Source organism: Halomonas sp. SCS19 (assembly GCF_040147015.1).
In the GTDB taxonomy this organism is placed as follows: Bacteria; Pseudomonadota; Gammaproteobacteria; order Pseudomonadales; family Halomonadaceae; genus Halomonas; species Halomonas litopenaei.
Map to the genome: position 1 here is coordinate 4649061 of NZ_JAMSHN010000001.1, position 20457 is coordinate 4669517.

The following is a 20457-nucleotide window of genomic DNA, read 5'->3' on the forward strand; positions in this document are numbered from 1 at the left end:
ATGCCCCCATCCCTGCCGGGCAACCCCGCCAACACGACGCTGCCCCTGGCCCCGTTATCACGGGGGCAGCGGTGACGATCAGCCATTACGGCCTGGTGAAAGGATGACTACTCCGAGGTGACACTCTTGCCTTGTCTGGTCAGCTCGCGACGCCGCTTGCTCAACCGTGTGGCGGTGATGTCTTCCAGCTCCTCCAGCGTCTTGCCCTTGGTTTCCGGCACGTAGCGCAGGACCACCAGCAGGCTGATCAGCGTCAGCACCGCATACAGCCAGAAGCTGAAGCCACCCCCCGTCAGCTCATTGAGGAAGGCATTCTCGCGCAGCATGGGGAAGGTCTGGGTGACCATGAAGCCCATGAACCACTGCGCTGCCACCGCCAACGACATGGCCCGCGCGCGGATGGCGTTGGGGAAGATCTCCGAGATCAGCGTCCAGCACACGCAGCCCCAGGAGATGGCGAAGGAGACTACATAGACGATCAGCGCGATAAGTGCGCCCGGCCCGGCCTCGCCTCCGGCGATCACAACGCCGAGGAAGGTCATGGCCACCATGCTGCCGAGGCTACCCGCCACCAGCAGTGGACGACGGCCGACCTTGTCGATCAACAGCATGCCCAACAGGTTGCCGCCGACAAAGGTGACCCCCATGATCGACGTCTGCAGCAGCGCATCCTCGTTGCTGGCGGTCACCGACGACAGCACGTCAGGCGCGTAGTACATCACCACGTTGATGCCCGTCAGCTGCTGAGCGGCGGCGATGAAGACACCGATCATCACCAGACCGAAGGTGCCCTTGGCGCGCAGCGACACCTTGCGTTTCGTCTGGCCACGCTCGAACGACTTCTGGATATCACCGAGGGTCTGCTCGATGGCCTCGGGACGATAGAAGCGTCCCAGCACCCGTCGCGCCTCGTCGATCCGCCCTTTCAGCACCAGCCAGCGTGGTGACTCGGGCACGAAGGGAACCAGCACCGCGAAAAGAATCGAAATCACCGCTTCCGAACCCAGCATCCAGCGCCAGCCGAAATTCAGTATCCAGGTTTCGGCCATCCCCTTGGCGATGAAGTAATTGACGAAGAACACCACCATCTGGCCGAACACCACCGACTGCTGGAACAGACTCACGGTACGCCCGCGCAGGTAACCCGGTGACATCTCGGAGATGTACATGGGCGCGATGACGCTGGCCATGCCGACGGCCACGCCACCGACCATGCGCCACCAGATGTAGCTCTCAAAGGTGCCGGCAAGACCAGAACCGAAGGCCGAGGCGGTGAACATCAGAGCAGACAGCAGAAAGACCGCTCGGCGGCCGTACAGGGTCGAAAGCCAACCGGCGATGAGGGCACCGCCGATGCAGCCGATGACCACCGACGATACCGCCCAGCCCTTGGCGGCGGGTGAAAGATCGAAGTACTCGGCGATGGGACCGATGGCGCCGGAAATGACCCCGGTGTCATAGCCGAACAGCATGCCGCCAAGGGCGGCGACCAGGATGATCTTGACCAGATAGACCAGCTGGGTGGATGTCAGTTGTTGCTGCTGACTGGCCGGTGGTGACACGCCGGCCGGTGAAGGGGCAGCGCTGGCGCTGCCATCGTGTGACGTGGGCATGGTGACCTCTCGTTGAAGGTTGTTGTAGTACCAAGAGTCCTGCTTGCGCAGGCATGACAAGACGTCACACCCCGATCTCGCTGGCGGATGACGTACACACGGCTGAGCCCCTGCCCCCCACCGAGGCCGCCCAGGCCACGGGGAGGAGTCTGTCCATCAGGCCTCGGCCAAACCCTGTTGCAGAATGTGGCGCTCGATGAACTCGCGACTCTCGCGGGCGTTATCCAGGGCATCGTTGTCCCTGGTCGGATCCACGTCCTGTTCGACGGTGATCCAGCCCTGATAGCCGATGGCGGCCAGGCTTTCGCGCACAGCATCGAAGTCGACACTGCCCTGGCCCAGTGGGCAGAACACGCCCTGACCGATGGCGCGGTAGAAGTCGGTGCCCTGGGCCACCACATCCTCAAGCACTGTGGCCTGGACATCCTTGAAGTGGATGAAGACGACCCGCTCTCCGTAGTGGCGAATCAGCTCGGCGGGATCGATGCCGGCATACAGGCTGTGGCCGGTATCGACACACAGCTTGACCAGGTCCTGATCGAGCTCCGCCATGGCACGGTCGACCTCATCGCGGTACTCGATGTAGCTGCCGGCGTGAGGATGGAGCACCGGTATCACCTGATACTGGTGACAGATCTCGGCCACCTGACGAATGGTGCACATCATTTCCGCCCACTGGACGTCGCTCAGTCGGGTGGCCGAGGCCTGCTGCCCCGCCTGATCGGTACGTGGCGAGCTGACGTGATCGATGATCACCATGTAGCTACCCTGCTGGGGTTTAAGCACCTCGCAGGTCGCCCGGGTGTAATCGAGGATCTGCTGTCGCTGCTCGGGATCGTGCAGGTGCTTGAAGATGGTGCCGGCCACCAGCGAAAGCCCCCGCTGCTCAAGCGCCTCGGCCAGCGTGTCCGAAGACGTGGGCAGGTAGCCCAAAGGGCCCAGTTCGGTGGCGTTGAAGCCGGCCCCGGACAGTTCGTCCAGCACCGTGAACCAGGGGGGATTGGCCGGGTTGTCGGCAAATTCGATGCCCCAGGAACAGGGGGCATTGGCAAGCTTGATCTGCATCTTGGTGGTCCTCAGGTTGTTGGTGGCGAGCTTGGCGATGCAACGAAGGGCTAGAACGCCACCCAGGCGCCATCGTTGTCGGCGGACTCGACGCAGCACTCGAGCAGGCGCACGCCTTCGATGCCGTCGTCGATGTCCGGATACCACAGGCCGCCAGCGGCGCCGTGCATCGCCATGGCGTAGCGGTGGTAGAGGTTGGCCCAGGATTCAAAGAAGCCCTCGGCATGGCCGCCGCCGATACGATTGCAGGCCACGCCAGGGTCGTCGGTCGCCAGATAGCCCATGCCACGCTCGAGAATGCGCACCGGCTGGTTCTGCACTTCGTGGCGCAACTGGTTGGGATATTCGTCCCACCATTCGAGGCTGGCCTTCTCCCCGACGATGCGAATCTTCTGCTGATGCATGGAGCCGGCATTGACGGCACTGGCCCACAGCGACCCCACGGCGCCGCTCTGGTACTGCAACAACACCTGGGCGTTGTCCTCCAGCGGTGCCCGGGTCGCCACGAAGCTCTGGCGATGACACAGCAGCCGTTCGACCTTGAGCCCAGTGATGAACTGGCCAAGGTGGAAGGTGTGGGTGCCAAGATCCCCCAGAACGTAGGTCGGGCCTGACACTGCGGGACTGGTGCGCCATTTGGCGCCACTGCTGGTCTGCTCTACCGGCTGACTGTGAAAGCCGTGGGCAAACTGCATGTTGACCAGGCGTATGTCGCCCAGCTCGCCGGCCTGCACCATGGCCCGGGCCTGGTGCAGCATGGGATAGCCGCTGTAGCCATACATGACGCCGAACACCAGGCCCCGCGCCTGGGCTTCGGCCTTGAGTTGCTGCGCTTCGGCGACGGTGAAGGTCACCGGCTTCTCGCAGATGACGTGCAGTCCGGCCTTGAGTGCAGCAAGACCGATCGCGAAATGCGTGCTGTTGGGGGTGGCAATGCTGACCGCCTGGATGCCATCGTCGCGTACCGCTTCGGCACGCAGCATGCTGGCGTAGTCCGGGTAGCAGCGCTGGGCGTCGACACCCAGACGACTGCCGAAGTCGCGCCCGCGCTCGGCGTCCAGGTCGAAGGCGCCGGCCACCAGCTGAAACAGGCCGTCGCGCTGTGCCGCGGCCCGATGGGCATGGCCGATCTCGCTGCCCCTGCCTCCGCCGACCATGGCCCAGCGCAGCGGGGTGAGTTGGTGTTCCTCGTTGAACATTGGTTGTTCTCCGGTGAGTCAGTGGCAGGTCACCGAGCCAGGGCCACGCCCTGGCTCGGTGGCGTGGCTAGATACCGCGACGCTGGTGGACACGCCCGGCGTCCATGGCAGCGACGCGCTCGGCGTCGACCCCATCGGGCACCTGCTGCGGCAGTCCCACGTCCCACCAGCAGTCGCAGGAGGACCACTTGGTGGGATCGATATCGACCACGATGACGTAGGTACGTGGACTCTCCTGGGCACGCTCGTAGGCGGCGCGGAAGTCGGCGATGTCGCCAAGGTGCTCGCCATGGGCGCCCTGGGCACGGGCATGCTGGAGAAAGTCGACGCGCACCAGTTCATCTGCCTGACTGCGACAGTCGGCCAGCATGTTGTTGAAGGAGGGATTGCCGCTGTTGTTCTGCAGCTTGTCGATCACCGCGTAACCGGCGTTGTCGCACACCACCACGATCATCTTGTGGCCGGTCAGCACCGAGCTGTAGATATCCGAGTTCAGCATCATGTAGGAGCCGTCACCGACCAGCACCACCACATCGCTGTCGGGGTTGGCGATCTTGGCACCCCAGCCGCCGGCGATTTCGTAGCCCATGCACGAATAGCCAAACTCGATGTCGAACTTGCCAAGCTGACGGCTCTGCCAGTTCATGTTGAGCTCTGCCGGCAGACCGCCGGCGGCGGTCAGCACGGTGTCCCCCGGCTGCTGCACCGCATTGACCGCGGCGACCACCTGGGCGTAGGACGCCACCTGGCCGGGCGTGATCTCGCCGCGCCGGGCGCATAGCGCCTTCCACTCGGCCGCCACAGCCTGTGCGCTGTCCAGCCAGGCGGCGTCTGCCTGCCAGTCGCCCAGAGCGTCATCGAGCCGCGCCAGACTGTGTCTGGCATCACCGACGACCGCCAGCGCCCGATGCTTGTGCGCATCGGTGGGTGCCACGTTGAGCGACACCATGGCAAGGTCCGGATGCCGAAACAGCGACCATGACCCGGTGGTGAAATCCTGAAGCCTGGTGCCCACGGCCATCAGCAGATCGCAGTCGTGTGCCAGGGCGTTGGCCGAGTCGCTGCCGGTGACGCCGACAGGTCCCGCGTTGCAGGGGTGTGACTGCAGCAACGAGGCACGACCGGCGATGGTCTCCACCACCGGGATGCGGTGGCGCACGGCAAAATCCGCCAGGCGCTCGTTGGCCTTCGAGTAGTGCACTCCGCCACCGGCCAGAATCAGCGGCCTTTCGGCCTTCTTCAGCAAGGCGATGGCCTCGTCGATGCTGCGGCTATCGGCTTCCGGGCGGCGAATCCGGTGCACGCGCTCCTCGAACAGCGCCTCGGGGTAGTCATACACCAGCCCCTGCACGTCCTGGGGCAGCGAGATCAGCACCGGCCCGCAGTTGGCGGGGTCCAGCAGGGTTGCCACCGCCGCCGGCAACGACTGGATGATCTGCGCCGGGTGGGTGATGCGATCCCAGTAGCGGGTGACGGGCTTGAAGGCGTCATTGACGCTCAAGCCTGGCTGATGAGGGTGCTCCACCTGCTGCAGCACGGGGTCCGGCAGACGGCTTGTATGGGCATCACCGGCCAGCATCAACAGCGGCAGCCGGTTGGTGTGGGCGATGCCGGCGGCGGTGATCATATTGGTCGCGCCCGGCCCGATCGAGGTGGTGGCGATGCCGATCCGCTCGCGCCGATTGGCCTTGGCATAGGCCACCGCAGCCATCGCCATCGACTGTTCGTTCTGCCCCCGCCACAACGGAATCACGTCCTGGATGCGGTTGAGCTGCTGGCCGAGGCAGGTCACATTACCGTGACCAAAGATGGCAAAGCCGCAGCCAAACAGCCTATCGATCTGGCCGTCCCGCTCGACTTTCTGGGCCGCCAGAAAATTGGCAATGGCCTCGGACACCGTCAATCTTGTCGTCTTCATTTCTTTCTCCCGTCATCCCGAAGGCTGCATCGAAGTACCGGCGAACGGACCAATTCCGTCTTCCGGACGCTGGCGACTGGCCCATAAATGCTCTGTTCACTGTGATCGCTCGCAGATATCGCTCGCTGCTGTCACCGACAGCGCAAACCCGCTGCAGACGTTCCCCGCACCATGTCTTGCCGCGCTGCTTGCCGCACTGCTTGCCGCACTATGTGAAAACGTTTTCATTCGTCGTCAAAAAAGAGAGGCTGACACTTGCCCTCTGCGTGCTGGCCCTGGCGCTCTGCGCGAATCCGTCAGCCGGTGGCTGACCCGCTACCCGTGCCAGGTGCTCCTGGGCTAGACCAGTCCACCATCGACGATAAAGGTCTGGGCGCTGATCATCTGGCTGTCGTCTGCGGCAAGAAACAGCACCATTCGCGCAATATCCTCTGGCTTGACGCGCTGGTGGAGGCTCTGATTCTCGAGCACCTGCTGCTCAAGCTCCGCACTCCACCACAGGGCCTTCTGCCGCTCCGTGATCACCCAGCCTGGCAGCACCGTATTGACGCGGATGCCGGCGTCGCCCATGTCCCGGGACAAGGTTCTGGTCAGCCCAATCGTTGCCGCCTTGGCACTGGAGTAGGCACAGATATCCCGTGAACGCCGCATGAAGCTGGGGGAGCTGAAGTTGACGATCGACCCGCCCCCGGCCGCCTTCATGCCGGCGAAGACGGCCTGGCAGGCAAACACCGCGTGGCGCAGGTTGGTCGCCTGCAGGTCGTCCCAGGTGTCGACGTCCAGTTCACTCAAGGGCACACGGGTGTCTCGCGCCGCATTGTTGACCAGCACCTCGACCGGGCCGAACGCGCCAGCCGCCTGCGCGATCGACGCCCGCAGCGCTTCGATGTCGGTCACGTCGCAGCGGGTAAACGCCACCTGGCCGCCCTGGCGCTGCAGTCGTTGCCCCAGTAGTGAGCCCGCCTGCTCGTCGATATCGATGAAACTGACGCAGGCCTTCTGCTTGCAGAAATGCTCGACCAGGCTGGCACCGATACCGGACGCCCCACCGCTGATGAACACATGGCGCCCCTCGAGGCTTGGATACCGTGCATAGCTGTCCAATCGAAAACCCTCCACATCACCTGGATGTTCTGTCCTGCTTCATCTGCGACACCTAAGGCTCTCAATAACCTGCCTTTCCTGTCGCCTCGCGCTGCATCTCCTGCAGAATGCTGCTCGAACCTGCCACCAGCATTCGCGCGTCCGACGACACCGTCACCAAATCGCATCCACGGGCCAGCATTGCGCGGGCGTGTGCCGCGCTGCCGTTATGGATACCGACGATCTTTCCCTGCTGGCGACAGCCATCGACCAACCGCTGGATGATGGCGTCAAGCTCGCCATCGTCATGGTCGAAGCCCGGCGTCTTGCCGTGGGACAGTGCCAGATCCGCGGGACCGATATAGATACCGTCGAGGCCTTCCACCGCGAGGATCTCCTCGAGATTCGCCACGCCTTCCCGGGTCTCGATCATCGCCAGCACCAGCAGCTCGTGGTTGGCATGGGTGACATAGTCATTTCCGGCATAGAGCATGGCGCGGTGGGGACCGAAGCTGCGCACTCCCAGGGGCGGATAGCGGCAGGCCGCCACCAGTGCCCGCGCATCCTCGGCACTGTTGATCAGCGGGGCAATGACACCGTAGGCCCCGGCGTCCAGTACCTTCATGATCAGCCCCGACTCGAGGCTCGGCACCCTGACCAGCGGAACCGTCGGGGTGGTCGAAATGGCCGTCAACATCTCCACCAGCTGGGGGTAGTCGATCAACCCGTGCTGCATGTCGATGGTCAGGCTATCCCAGCCCTGGTGGGCCATGACCTCGGCAGAAAAACCGCAGGGCAACGACAGCCAACCATTGACCACGCCCGTGCCTTCCTTGATGTGCGACAGAATTCGATTGGTTCTCATGTTCTGCTCCGTAAAGGGCTCACAACAATGCCGGAGGGGAAGACGGCGCCAGCTCGGCGTGTCGGCTCGCGCCACCGAAGGTCGAGACCGGCACACCCGGTACCTCGACCTCCAGCGCAAGGACGCTGCCGGACAGCGGAAACGCCGCCAGATCGGCCTCGGACAGTCCCTTGCGCAGGGTGGTGACAAACAGGGTCTTCATGTCCGGGCCGCCAAAGCACGGCATGGTCGGCCCCGTGCATGGCAGCGATACCTGTCGCGCCAGACGCCCGCGATCGTCCCAGTAGTTGAGCACGCCGCCGAACACACCGGCGCTCCAGTACCCTCCTGCGACGTCGGTGGCGCCACCGTCGGGACGTCCGTGCACGGCGGGATCGGTCACCGCCAAGACCCGGGGCGCCCCCATGTTGCCGCTCTCCAGGCAATAGTCGGCGACATAGAGAGTGTCGCGGCGCGTATCGCTGAAGTAGAGACGCCGGCCGTCGGCGCTCCAGGCCAATCCGTTGGCAACGATGAATCCCTGGTGCAGGCGTGTGGTCTCGCCCGAACGGGACACGCTGTATAGAGAACCAAGCGGGCGCGACCTGCACTGCTCGTCCATGGTCCCCACCAGCAGACGCCCGTCGGGGCCTACCTTGCCGTCATTGAAGCGTGTGCCGGCCAGCGGCTCGCCGGGAGGACAGCAGAGAAATTCAAGCGCCCCGCTGGCCGCTTCGAAAAGATGGATGCCCGAGCGCATCGCCACCACCAGGCGGCCATCGTCGCAACGACCGAAGGAGCCCAGGGTTTCGGGCAACACCCAGCGCTGGCGATGACCATCCGCAAGCCGCCAGGACTCGATCGCCGGGGCGTAGAGGTCGGCCCACAGCAGGCACCCCGTCTCGGCGTCCCAGACCGGCGATTCGCCGAGCTCGGCACGACTTTCGATCAGCACTTCGACGCTGGTCATATCCCCTGCTCCTCTGTTGGCAACGCCTCCGGCCATGCCGGGCGACGTACCGGGCGACGTAAAGAACGCTGTCCCATGCTCAGTAGATGTCCGGCTCTGGAATGCTGCCGGGCGCCCCTTTGGCGAAGTCGAAGTCGCAGCCTTCATCCGCCTGGGTCACGTGCGCCTTGTACAGCGCGGCATAGCCATGCGGATGGCGATCTGCCGGCGGCTGCCAGTCTTCCAGTCGACGGCTGATTTCCGCCTCCTCGACCAGCAGGTCGAGGCGCCGATTGGGCACGTCCACCGAGATGATGTCTCCGGTCCTGACCACCGCCAGGGGGCCGCCGACCGCCGACTCCGGCGTCACGTGCAGAATGCAGCTTCCGTAGCTGGTGCCGCTCATGCGGGAGTCCGAGATGCGCAACATGTCACGCACCCCCTGCTTGAGCAGCTTGCCGGGGATCGGCATCATCCCCCACTCCGGCATGCCAGGGCCGCCCACCGGCCCGCCGTTCTTGAGCACGATGACGCTGTCGGCCGTCACCGGGAGATCCTCGTCGTCGATGTGTGCCTTGAGCTCGGCGATGGTCTCGAACACGAAGGCCGGCCCCTGGTGAACATGCAGCCGCGGATCGGCCGCGGTCGGCTTGATGATGGCGCCCTTGGGCGCCAGGCTGCCGCTGAGCACGGCGGTCCCGCCGGAACTGTTGACCGGTTCCTCAAGCGAGTGAATGACCTCCGGTCGCCAGACCCTTGCCCCTTCGATATTGTCGCCGAGGCGGCGGCCTGTGACGGTCATGGCGTCGAGCGCCAGCTCCTCGCCGATCGTCGACATCAGCGCCGGCAGTCCCCCGGCATAGAAGAAGTCCTCCATCAGAAACTCCCCGGATGGCTTGAGGTTCAGCACCAGAGGCACGCGTCGCGATATCTCGTTGAAGCGCTCCATCGGCAGGTGAATGCCGAGGCGCCCCGCCATGGCGACGAGATGAATGATGGCGTTGGTGGAACCACCGATTGCCATATCCACGGCGATGGCATTGTCAAAGGATGCCTCGCTCATCACGTCGGTGGGCTTGAGGTCTTCCCACACCATGTCCACCGCCCGCTTGCCGCTGGCGAAGCACATCCGTGAATGGTTGGCGTCCACCGCCGGGATGCTCGAGGCGCCCGGCAGGCTCATGCCCAGGGCCTCGCCGATCGACATCAGGGTCGCCGCGGTCCCCATCGTCATGCAGGTCCCCGCCGATCGGGCGATACCGTTCTCGATGTCGTTCCAGTCGGCCTGGCTGATGTTGCCGATGCGACGCTCGTCCCAGTACTTCCAGACATCGGTACCGCTACCCAGCACCTGCCCACGAAAGTTGCCACGCAGCATGGCACCGGCCGGTACGTAGATGGTCGGCAGATTCATCGAAATGGCGCCCATCAGCACGCCAGGGGTGGTCTTGTCACAACCGCCCATGACCACGGCACCATCCACCGGGTAGCTTCTCAAGAGCTCTTCCACTTCCATGGCCAGCATGTTGCGATACATCATGGCGCTGGGCTTCATCAACTGTTCGCCCAACGACATCGCCGGCAATTCCACCGCAAAGCCCCCGGCGGCGGTGATCCCGCGCTTGATATCCTTGACCCGCTCGGGAAAGTGGGAGTGGCAGGTATTGAGATCATTCCAGGTATTGATGATGGCGATCACCGGCTTGCCGACGAACTCCTCATCCCAATAGCCCATCTGCTTCACTCGGGAACGATGTCCGAATGAACGAAGATCATCCCGCTTGAACCAGCGATTACTGCGCAGATCATCCACATTTTTCGCGTGCATGGGGTTCTCCTGAGCCGCACTTCAGCCTCACCACCTGGCCGTCCTGCCGGTTATTGTTGTGTCAACACCGCCCCACCATTCGGACAGGCGTTCCATCCAGCCACTGATGGGGTATCGAAGCCAAATGCCTAGGGGGATGTTGCTGGCATCGCCACCCACTCCCCATTGGCATTGGTCGATGCCAAGGCTGTCGCCACGAACTCCACCCCGCGCACCCCCGCACGGAGGTCCGGATACCAGTACGCCAGGGGGTCGGCTCTGGTCCCATGACGCGCGGCATCAATCACCTCGAACAGGTCGCTGTACAGGCTGGCAAAGGCTTCTCGGTAGCCCTCCGGGTGACCAAAGGCCACACTCGATACCCGCCGGGAGGCCGGGTGCAGTCCTGGCGCGCCCTTGGACAACCATTGGGGGGCGTCGTCCAGACGTCGGAACAGCAGCTTGTCGGGATTTTCCTGGTGCCACTCGAGGCCGCCCTTGCTGCCGAAAACACGAAAGCAAAGGCCATGCTCGGCGCCGGCAGCCGCCTGGGTGATCCACATCATGCCCCTGGCGCCATTGGTGTAACGCAACATCAGGTTGGCGTTGTCATGGGCCGTGCGCTCGGGCACCACGGCGACCACATCGGCGCTGACTTCACGGGTACTGAGCCCCGAAACGTACTCGAGCATGTGGAAGGCATGGGTGGCGATGTCACCCAGGATCAACGATTCGCCCGCGACGGCGGCTTGCATATGCCAGTCTTCTCCCGCCACTTCGGCATCGCTCATCCTGGCCAGGTGACCCTGGACGTAGTCGCACTGGAGCTGTCGAATCTCGCCCAGTTCCCCCGCCTCGATCATGGCCCTGGCCTGACGCACCATGGGGTAGCCGGTGTAGCCGTAGGCCACACAGAAGCATCGCTCGCCTCGTTTCGCCAAGGCTTCGAGTGCCCGCGCTTGCGCCAGGCTGTTGGTCAGCGGCTTTTCACACACCACGTGAAAGCTCAGTTCCAGCGCCAGCCTGGCCAGCGCAAAGTGCGAGTCATTGGGGGTCAGGATGGCGACAACCTCGGCGCCGTCCTCTCGGGCGGCTTCCTCGCGCAACAGCGTCTCGCCGTCGCCATAGCCACGCGCAACGCCCAGCTGACGTGCCTGTTGTAGCGAACGGTCGGCCTTCGACGACAGCGCCGCTGCCACCAGCTGGTAGCGCCCATCCATCTGCGCCGCCGCCCGGTGAACCTGACCGATAAATGAGGCAACGCCACCACCGATCATCGCCAGCCGCAGCGGACGGGCTGCCTCGGCTTCGCCGGATGCCTGTGGTGAGGCTTGCCCTGACGTCGGCAAGGAAGATTGGGTCGAGGTATCGCAGGCGTCGGACATCGGTCGCTGTGTCATGTGTTGAACCTTTTCAAGAACCTTTACCGAAAGCCTTTATCGAGCGCCGCTATCGACTAACTTTATCGATCAACCTTATCGATTAACTTTATCGATGCTGAATGGCAGACACTCGAGCCTTGGAGCTTGGAGTGGACGACACCTGGTATCGATGGAACTGGTATCGGCGCCCTCCTTCATGTCGACCGAGGCTAGCGCATCAAAAACGCTTTTGAAAACGTTTTCATCGCGATTTATACCAAGGATTAATTCATGAAAAACTCATCGTATCGCCTCGTTTATCCTCGATTAATACGGACCAGACCAAGCGATCTCTTACATAACAAAGAAATCTCTTCGAAGAATATTGCGGTTACATTTACACCTGGATAGGCGATACCCAGACACAAGGACACCAATATCGTCGATGCGGAGCGTGCAACACCCTCCCCTCGACGCCACATGATTCGGCGCGATCCCCCATTGCGTACAGGCTGAGGGCTCACCGCCGAGACACCGCTCTGCTCAGTGGCGGCAAAAAGGAGAGTTCAAGAAATGACGGGATTGACTGCAACTACCAGAAGTGAAAAAACTAAGACCTAACTCAGAGATATCGCCAACTAATCAAGTCATCGACGCACACTCAATCAGCCATCCCGCCTGCCCACGGACAACCCGTAAAGACGGCATCCTCAGGTGATGCGACGGGTCGTGCTGCGCTGGACAATATGACAGGGCAGCAGGACGCGATCGGCTGACACGGCGGGCCGCTGCACACGCTCGAAAAGCCCCGCCACCGTCCGTTCCACCATGTCACTGAACGGCTGGCGAATGGTCGTCAGGTCAAATGACCGACTGGAGGCAAACTGAATATCATCGATGCCGACCACGCCGACGTCGTCGGGGACCCTTAACGAAAAGTCATGGCGGATCGCATCCAGCCCACCACAGGCCATGATGTCATCGAAGTAGAAGATGCTGTCGGGCATACCGGGGGTACTGTTCAGCAGCTCGCAGGTGGCCGTGTAGCCTGCCTCGTAACTGTGCCTCAGGCCTTCGGCATGGCCATGCAGACGCTGTCCACGCTGCTCGAGTCGCTGCGAGAAACCACGCAGGCGATCCTGGGTGGCCTGCTCGTTGGAAGAGGCCCCGACATAGGCCGGCCGACAATAGCCGCTGTCCAGGAGGTGATCGGCCGCCATCCGCCCCATCTCCTCGTCATCACAGGTCACCACCAGAGCGCCGGAATCCGGCGCATCGCGCCCGAAGACCGCCACCGGGGTCCTGTGCTGCTCGCAGGCTTCGACCAGTTCGGCAGGCACCGAGGCGGACGTCACGATCAGCGCATCCACGTGATACTCCATCACCAGGGAGACGGCCTCCTCGATGCTCTTGGCGGTATTCACGTTGATCAACAAGGTGTGGCAGTTGTAGCGCTGAATGGCGGAAGAAAACTCGCTGAGAATGGCGAGATAGGCAGGGTTCTCGAAGTTGGTGACGAGGATGCCGATCAGGCTGGAGCGCGACTTGATGCCACGCGCCAGGCGGTTCGGCTTGTAGCCAAGACTGTCTGCCACCGCGAGGATTCTGCTGCGCATCTCGGGGGAGCTGCTGCCGTTGGGATTCATGGCGCGTGACACCGCCGCGATCGACACCCTGGCCTCGCGCGCCACGTCGGTGATGGTGACGCGCCCCGACGGCGACCGGTCGCTCGTTTTCGTCATGCCAACTACTCCTTTGCGAGCTCGCTTCCTCGGATCACCCAACCGCAGCGCCTTCAGGCCCCTCGCGACATTCTACAGCGTCTCGAGCGTCGCACACCGTCGCCGAACTGCGCACCGTCTCGTTGCACTGGCGAATCCCTTGATGGACACCTTGGCTCGTCGTGAATACCAGCAGCCTGGCTTGCCAGCAGAAAATACGATTGTTGCACGCGCGTTTGACGACAGTCACCTGCATCATTGCGGCGCAATCTTGCCTAAGCTTTATCTCAACAACGATTCTTTAAAGCACAGTTTCTGCTAGATGCTCTCACTCCGGCAACTTCAACGATGGCAATTGAATGACGTGCACGCTGATCCCGGCGACGCCGTCGAGGCCATGGCGCGAGCCAGCTGACCTGGGCTCCTTGCCCAGGGTGGTGTAAGGACTCACCGGCGAGCACCTACGTAAACCACGACTAGCCTGAATGCCTGGATCTGCCGGCATCGCGGCACAAGAAAAGCAAAAACTGACCAAGGTACGCTATGAAAAATCCAGTCTTGATGGGCCTCGTCCTGCTTTCGGTTTCCCTGCCTGCCATGGCCAAGGACGTGACGGGTGGTGTCTACGTCGCCACCAACAACGCCGACGAGAACTCGCTGATCGCCTGGCGCCAGTTTGACGATGGCACCCTGGAAAAGGTCGGCGAGTACACCACCGGCGGCACGGGCAACGGCATGGATGGCGGCCTCGACCCGCTCGGTTCGGCCTACGGCGTGTGGCGTTCGGCAGACAACCGCAACGTGCTGGTGGCCAACGTCGGCGACGGCACCCTGTCGTCGCTTCACGTCGAAGATGACCTGACGCTGACGCTCAACAATGTGGTGGATGCCGGCGGTGCCAAACCCAAGGCCATCGACGGCCATGGCGACATCGTCTATGTCGCCAGCACCGATGGTGCCAACGATGAGCCGGGGGTGATCAAGGGCTTTACCATCGATGGCGATGGCAACCTGACCGAGATCCCCGACTCCGTTCGGCCGCTGGATGATTCTCCGGTCAGCATGGAGTTCACCGAGGACGGCAAGTACCTGACGCTTGTCGGCTTTCTTACCGGCATGGTGCATGTCTATGCGGTGGACGACGAAGGCCTCCTATCGCAGGAGCCGATCTCGAGCCTCGAGTCGCCGCACCTGAGCGAGGAGCGCTTCTTCGCCCTGCCCATCGGCACCAAGCTGGTCACTCGCCCGGACGGCCACAGCACCCTGCTGGTGACCGAAACCCGCTATATCACCCAGGGCTACCAGTTCCACCCGTCCTCCGAGGAATCGAAGGCCAAGTATCCCTTCCTGCAGGAATACGAGGGCCAGACCGGCTCCATGTCGTCCTACGACATCGACGAGAACGGCAAGCTGACCCTGGTGTCGGCGGATGTGATGACCGGCGACGACATCTGGGGTGGCGAGCAGGCCGCCTGCTGGGTCACCACCTCGGAGGACGGCAAGTACGCCTGGACCACCAACTCCCATACCTCGAGCCTGTCGACCTTCAGCGTCGATCCCGAGGACGGCAGCATCGCTCTGCTGGAAGAAGCCGCCTACCGCGCCGAGGATTACAACGAGTATTTCGCCGACATGGACCTAAGCGCCGACGGCAACTACGTCAACATCATCAGCGGCAACACCGGCAAGACCTGGGTGTTCGAGATCCAGCACGATGACGGCAGCCTGAGCGTGGTCGATGCCTATCCGGGCAGTGCCGAAGTCCACTCCTACGGACTGGTGACCATCCCGCTGCCCCAGGGCGGCTAGGCAATTTTTCGGACAAGGGCCCAGGGGTCGGCGATCAGAGCCACGACGCTGGGCCACAAAGCTTCACCAGAGAGCTGCCCAAAATCGCCAGATCAGGCGGGTAGGTAAAGTAGCTAAAAAAGGGGGCCGTGCTGACACGGCCCCCTTCTCTATTGCAAGCAGCATAAGAAAACTCAGCTCGTGTGCGGTGCTTCCCGGCTCGAGACCGCAGGCCATAGATCCAGCAACCGATGCAGTACCGCCATCACCGCCAGGGTGGCCAGCAGTGCCACGCACATCGAGCTGAACCGATAGACGGCGTCGACGACCAGATCCTGATCGGGTCTCAGGTACTGGCCAAACAGGATACCCAGGGTTGTCAGCCCGCCGAAGCCGATGCCGGAGCCGGCGTTCTCGATGACGTGCTCCCGTGCGAACAGCAAAAGACCGATGGCATAGGCCAGCAGCACCAGCAGCAGATGGTCGCTCTTGGTGAACAGCACCAGTTGCAGCACCAGTGCCAGGTTACAGCCCAACAGAGTGCCGATGGCACGACGCCAGGCGGACATCCGGGCGCCATGGTAGCCGAGGGCAAACAGGATCAGGATAGTCGCCATCTGCGCGGACAGGGAGTCGCGCAGATCGAGCAATTGAAACACCAGAAAGGACAGGGTCGCGGTCAGCGCCCCGATCAACGCCTGATGGCGCTTCAGCGCCGCCGTCTTGGCCTGACGTGGCGGCGGCTGTCGCGGCGTGACATCGGGAAACAGCCAGTGCATCAGGGCGGCGATGGCCACCGCCAGAAAACTCGCCACGGTGTTGCTGGCCAGCAGATCGAACAGGTCGAGGTCGGGGTAGCTGGCAAAATGCAGCATGATGCTCAGGGTCAGCACGCCGTTGGCGCCGAACACGAACAACGGCCCCCTGGCCATCAGCGTGAAGCGTCCCAGGAACATCAGGAACACCAGTCCCGTCATCACCACCGGCAGATGCTGGGTCAACCCCACCACCAGGCTGATCTCGACCACATTGAGGCAGGCGTTACCCAGGAACTGGCGCACCACATGGGCGTTGAACACCGGAATGATCCCCAGCAGAAACATCGGAAAGACGGTGAAGAAGACACCATAGTTCCAGTGCATCAGCTGGCTGATCAGAAAGCCGAGCCAGGCCCCCACCGCGATACGCAGACACTGGCGCAGGCCGTTGTCGCTGAGCTTCGAGGCCTTCGGTTGCTGCTGCCCTGACGACGCCGGTGGCTGCTTAATAGACGACGCCCGTGGCCGCTTAGTAAACATAATGCAGCCAGGACATCAGCCGAATCTGCAGCGCCCCCAGCGGGTGGGCCAGCGGATGCTCCCCGGGAAACAGCTGCACCGTGGCGCGGGAGCCGGTGGGCAGACTCGTCGGTGCGTCCCCGGCCAGCGAAAGGTGCAGGCGAAGGCGCTGGGCGTCGCGCAGCCAGCGGTCGGTGGTGGGGATGTCGGCCAGGTTACCGTCGGCGCTGATCTGTCCGTCGTAGACCCCGGCGTCGCGCTTCTCGACCCGGGCGGCAAAGACCTCGCCGGGCATGGCGTCGAACACCACACGGGCCTCGTCGCCGGCGGCGACCTTGCGCAGGCTCTTCTCGCGGAAGTCCGCGATCAGTTCGACCTCATCGGTGATCAGCGCCAGCGCTGGCTGTCCCTGGGTGGCGTAGTCACCCACCTCGAGTTGCAGGTTGCTCAGCGTGCCGGAATGCTGGGCCCGCACCAAGGTGTGGTCGAGATCGAGCTCGGCCTGCTCCAGGGCGTTGCGGGCCTGACGCAAACGCAAGTTGGCCTCCCCCTCGGCACCCAGTTCGGCCTCCAGGCGCGCCACTTCCGCCTCGGCGGACTTGACCTCGGCCTGGGCCTGACGGTCGGTGGCTACCAGGCCATCAAGGCGCTGGCGCGAGATGCTGTTCTGGCTGATCAAGCGCTCGCCTCGCCGGCGCTCCTGGGCGCTTTCCTGGGCCCTGGCGCGAGCCGCTTCGAGGGCGGCGCGGGCAGAGTCGATGCTGGCGCTCAGGGTCGCGTTCTGCTGACGCGCTGCCTCCAGTTCCAGTCGCGCCTGCTCAAGCGCCAGCTCGAAGGGCGCGGGGTCGATACGAAACAGCGGATCACCCGCCTCGACATGGTCGTTATTGCTGACGTGGACCCGCTCGACGGGGCCGCTGACTTCCGGGGCGATACGCACCACCGGGCGCATGACCCGCGCCTCCGGGGTCATCGGCATGTAGGTATCTGCCACCACAAAATAGGCAAACATCAGGACGAACATGCCCAAGGCCAGGCGAACGATCCACCTGAAGCGCTGGTCGGGGGTCATGGTATTCCTCTTGGTTACACGACGGGCTGGCTTGACGGGCTCACGTGACGGGCCGCTCGGTATTTGACGAAGGCGTCCCCCGTCGACCGGCCGCGTAGACTAGCACTTTGTTAGCCTGTTAACAATATTGCGACCCTTCATGCACATTCCCTGAACCTTTGCTGATTCGGGCAGTCGTACCCTTCGACGTGCTCGACCAGGCGTAGCGACTGCTTACCCAGGCAGTCGCCCGACACCCGACATGCTCGACCCACAAGGATGATGGAAATGCAGCGACGTGACTTCCTCAAGGCGGCCACCGCCCTCAGCGCCTACGCCCTGCCAATCTCCCCGCTGCTGGCCGCGCTGGACCAGCGGCTCACGACCACCGGAGAAAAGGTCTCCTTCGACTACGCCTGGCTGAAAGGCTTCGCCCGCCATCTGTCGGGGCAACCTCACCAGGATCACGAAGGCGAACTGCCCGACCAGCTCAAGTCCCTTTCCTGGGACGACTACCAGGCCATCGGCTACCGCGCCGACCACGCCCTGTGGAGCAACAGCGACGCGCCCTATACGGCCCAGCTGTTTCACCTGGGTCGTGGCTTCACCACCCCGGTCAGGATCTACCAGGTCAGCCAGGGACAGGCTCAGGAACTGGCCTACGACCCGGCGCTATTCAACTTTTCCAACGGCGATGGGGATAGCGTGGTCGATACCGATACGCTGTCCGAACGCCTCGGCTTCGCCGGCTTCCGCCTGCACCATCATCAGGACCCCAAGCGCGATATCGCCTCCTTCCTGGGCGCCAGCTACTTCCGTGCGGTCAGTCAGAGCATGCAGTACGGCATGTCGGCCAGGGGCCTGGCCATCGACACCGCCGGCAGCGAACCCGAGGAATTCCCCGACTTCACCCGCTTCTGGCTGGAACAGCCCGAGGGTGAAGACAAGGTCATCGTCTACGCCCTGCTCGAGTCGGAGAGCACCACCGGGGCCTACCGCTTCGATATTCGTCGCGACGTCGAAGGCGTGGTCATGGACGTGGCCGCCACCCTCTATCCGCGCAAGACGATCGAGCGTCTGGGCATCGCGCCACTGACCAGCATGTACCTGGTCGGCGAGAACGATCGTGACGTCAACTATGACTGGCGCCCGGAGATCCATGACTCGGATGGGCTGTCGATCCACACCGAAAGCGGCGAATGGCTGTGGCGCCCGCTGGTGAACCCACCCCAGCTTCGCTACAACGCCTATTCCGCCACCAATGTTCAGGGCTTCGGCCTGGCCCAGCGCGACCACGACTTCGACCACTACCAGGACGATGGCGTCTACTACGATCGCCGACCCAGCGTGTGGGTCGAACCTACCGAGGGATGGGGCGAAGGCAGCGTGGATCTGGTGGAGCTGCCTGCCAAGGACGAGACCTTCGACAATATCGTGGCCTACTGGCAACCCAAGACTCCGGTGGAGGCCGGCCAGGAGCTGCGCTACGCCTATCGTCTGAGCTGGTACGACCTGCCGCCACAGCAACCCAGCCTGTCGCGCTGCGTGGCGACCCGTACCGGACTGGGTGGCGTCGTCGGCCAACGTCGCGAGTACTTCAGCTGGCGCTTCGCGGTGGACTTCCGCGGCGGCCTCTTCCCCTTCGATGGCGCAAGCGAGGTCGAGGTAGAGCCGGTCATCGAGACCAGCGCCGGGCGCATCGAGATCACCTCGGCCCGACCGCTGGACGCCATCCAGGGCTACCGGGCCATGTTCGATGTGGTGCCACCGGACGAGGGCACCGAGCCGATCAATCTGCGCCTGTATCTGCGCGATAGCGAAGGCAAGCCGCTGTCGGAGACCTGGATCTACCAGTGGACGCCGCCCCCCGGCGATGAGCGCGAGCTACATAACCCCGATCACCTGTAGTCGCCCCACCCACCGATGATGCGGGGCGTCGCAAGGACGCGCCGCATCCCTCGACACGAGCTGTCCACGCCTTGTTACCGGACGGTGAAAAGGTCAGGGATAATTCTGGCGAGCGTGAACCACTTCACAAACTTCACTTCGATCACTTACAGGACAAGCACAGCGGGTCCTCCTCCTTCCTTGATGACAAGTTGCCAGGGCCAGGCCACAATGTAGCTACATAGTGGCTACCAATGAGAAGGAGACAATCATGGGTACCGATACCGTGGTCCGAGCTCGCATCGACAGCGAGACCAAAGAGCGCGCCACCGCCGCCCTCGATGCCATGGGCCTGACCGTGTCCGACGCCATCCGCCTGCTGATGCTGCGGATCGCCGACGAAAAGCGCCTGCCGTTTGCGGTGCAGGTACCAAGCGCCACCACGACCAAGGCGCTGAAAGAGCTGGAAGCCGGACAGGGCAAGCGCTTCGATAGTGCGGATGCGCTGTTCGACGATCTAGGCATCTAATGCTGACCCCAGTTCGCTCGAGCCAGTTCAAGCGAGACGTAAAGCGGGTCCAGAAGCGCGGCAAGGACATGGACAAGCTACGCCGACTGCTGGGCCTGCTGCTTGAGCAAGCGCCCTTGCCGGATACCTACCAGGATCATGCATTGCAGGGAAACTGGAAGGGTTACCGAGATGCCCATATCGAGCCCGATTGGTTGTTGCTGTATCGCGTCGTGGATGACCAACTGCAATTGGCCCGGACAGGTAGCCACGCAGATCTCTTCCGCGAGTAGGCTAGGGCTTGTCTGAAAAGTGCCTGCGCTCGGTAATACGGCGTTAAAAATCGGCTGGTGCGCCAGCCCGGTCAAAATGCTCATTTACACCCC

17 protein-coding genes are annotated in these 20457 nt (G+C 63.1%); 4 read left to right on the top strand and 13 right to left on the bottom strand.

All coding sequences use genetic code 11. From position 1 onward, the window contains the following. Positions 1-107: 107 nt before the first annotated feature. The 11 genes from NFH97_RS20135 to NFH97_RS20185 all read right to left on the bottom strand — a co-directional run bounded on the left by NFH97_RS20135 (position 108) and on the right by NFH97_RS20185 (position 14011). On the bottom strand, positions 108-1613 hold the full coding sequence (locus NFH97_RS20135) for a sugar porter family MFS transporter (RefSeq protein WP_083970647.1): 1506 nt from the start codon (positions 1611-1613) through the stop codon (positions 108-110). 156 nt (positions 1614-1769) lie between these two features. Beyond that, positions 1770-2678 (bottom strand): TIM barrel protein, encoded by a 909-nt coding sequence (locus NFH97_RS20140; RefSeq protein WP_349625440.1) that lies wholly within the window; start codon positions 2676-2678, stop codon positions 1770-1772. Positions 2679-2728: 50 nt separating this feature from the next. Next, on the bottom strand, positions 2729-3877 hold the full coding sequence (locus NFH97_RS20145) for a Gfo/Idh/MocA family protein (protein ID WP_349625441.1): 1149 nt from the start codon (positions 3875-3877) through the stop codon (positions 2729-2731). Between the two features lie 67 nt (positions 3878-3944). Further along, positions 3945-5795, bottom strand: coding sequence for a 3D-(3,5/4)-trihydroxycyclohexane-1,2-dione acylhydrolase (decyclizing) (gene iolD, locus NFH97_RS20150; protein ID WP_349625442.1), 1851 nt, complete (start codon positions 5793-5795; stop codon positions 3945-3947). Positions 5796-6134: 339 nt separating this feature from the next. Then, positions 6135-6899 (bottom strand): SDR family NAD(P)-dependent oxidoreductase, encoded by a 765-nt coding sequence (locus NFH97_RS20155; protein ID WP_348816026.1) that lies wholly within the window; start codon positions 6897-6899, stop codon positions 6135-6137. A 61-nt stretch (positions 6900-6960) separates the two neighbouring features. Further along, complete coding sequence (locus tag NFH97_RS20160) at positions 6961-7743, bottom strand: HpcH/HpaI aldolase family protein (RefSeq protein WP_287164525.1); 783 nt, start codon at positions 7741-7743, stop codon at positions 6961-6963. Between the two features lie 19 nt (positions 7744-7762). Further along, positions 7763-8692: an SMP-30/gluconolactonase/LRE family protein gene (locus NFH97_RS20165; RefSeq protein WP_349625443.1), complete on the bottom strand. Its 930-nt coding sequence runs from the start codon at positions 8690-8692 to the stop codon at positions 7763-7765. A 79-nt stretch (positions 8693-8771) separates the two neighbouring features. Then, a complete protein-coding gene (gene araD / locus NFH97_RS20170) occupies positions 8772-10499 on the bottom strand; it encodes an L-arabinonate dehydratase (RefSeq protein ID WP_349625444.1) in 1728 nt (575 codons plus the stop codon). A gap of 128 nt (positions 10500-10627) precedes the next feature. Further along, entirely contained in the window at positions 10628-11878 is a 1251-nt protein-coding gene (locus NFH97_RS20175; RefSeq protein WP_349625445.1) for a Gfo/Idh/MocA family protein, read from the bottom strand. A gap of 671 nt (positions 11879-12549) precedes the next feature. Beyond that, complete coding sequence (locus NFH97_RS20180) at positions 12550-13581, bottom strand: LacI family DNA-binding transcriptional regulator (protein WP_045994825.1); 1032 nt, start codon at positions 13579-13581, stop codon at positions 12550-12552. 307 nt (positions 13582-13888) lie between these two features. Beyond that, positions 13889-14011 carry a hypothetical protein gene (locus NFH97_RS20185; RefSeq protein WP_258183976.1) on the bottom strand — a complete coding sequence of 41 codons (123 nt, stop codon included), beginning with the start codon at positions 14009-14011 and terminating at the stop codon, positions 13889-13891. 92 nt (positions 14012-14103) lie between these two features. Here NFH97_RS20185 and NFH97_RS20190 point away from each other — a divergent pair, with 92 nt between their 5' ends. Further along, on the top strand, positions 14104-15369 hold the full coding sequence (locus NFH97_RS20190; protein WP_349625446.1) for a lactonase family protein: 1266 nt from the start codon (positions 14104-14106) through the stop codon (positions 15367-15369). A 173-nt stretch (positions 15370-15542) separates the two neighbouring features. On the opposite strand, the gene NFH97_RS20195 is transcribed toward NFH97_RS20190, so the two are convergent. Both NFH97_RS20195 and NFH97_RS20200 read right to left on the bottom strand, forming a co-directional pair. Next, the gene (locus tag NFH97_RS20195) at positions 15543-16646 is read right to left on the bottom strand and encodes a DUF2955 domain-containing protein (protein ID WP_349625447.1); all 1104 of its coding nucleotides are present in this window, start codon (positions 16644-16646) and stop codon (positions 15543-15545) included. After that, positions 16636-17697, bottom strand: a complete 1062-nt coding sequence (locus NFH97_RS20200; RefSeq protein ID WP_349625448.1) for an HlyD family secretion protein — start codon at positions 17695-17697, stop codon at positions 16636-16638. The genes NFH97_RS20195 and NFH97_RS20200 overlap by 11 nt, the downstream gene beginning before the upstream one ends. A gap of 267 nt (positions 17698-17964) precedes the next feature. Here NFH97_RS20200 and NFH97_RS20205 point away from each other — a divergent pair, with 267 nt between their 5' ends. The 3 genes from NFH97_RS20205 (at position 17965) to NFH97_RS20215 (ending at position 20364) form a co-directional block, all read left to right on the top strand. After that, positions 17965-19584, top strand: a complete 1620-nt coding sequence (locus NFH97_RS20205; RefSeq protein ID WP_349625449.1) for an OpgD/OpgG family glucan biosynthesis protein — start codon at positions 17965-17967, stop codon at positions 19582-19584. A 250-nt stretch (positions 19585-19834) separates the two neighbouring features. Next, positions 19835-20092, top strand: coding sequence for a type II toxin-antitoxin system RelB/DinJ family antitoxin (locus tag NFH97_RS20210; RefSeq protein ID WP_349625450.1), 258 nt, complete (start codon positions 19835-19837; stop codon positions 20090-20092). After that, positions 20092-20364 carry a type II toxin-antitoxin system YafQ family toxin gene (locus NFH97_RS20215; RefSeq protein WP_349625451.1) on the top strand — a complete coding sequence of 91 codons (273 nt, stop codon included), beginning with the start codon at positions 20092-20094 and terminating at the stop codon, positions 20362-20364. The genes NFH97_RS20210 and NFH97_RS20215 overlap by 1 nt, the downstream gene beginning before the upstream one ends. Positions 20365-20457 lie beyond the last annotated feature (93 nt).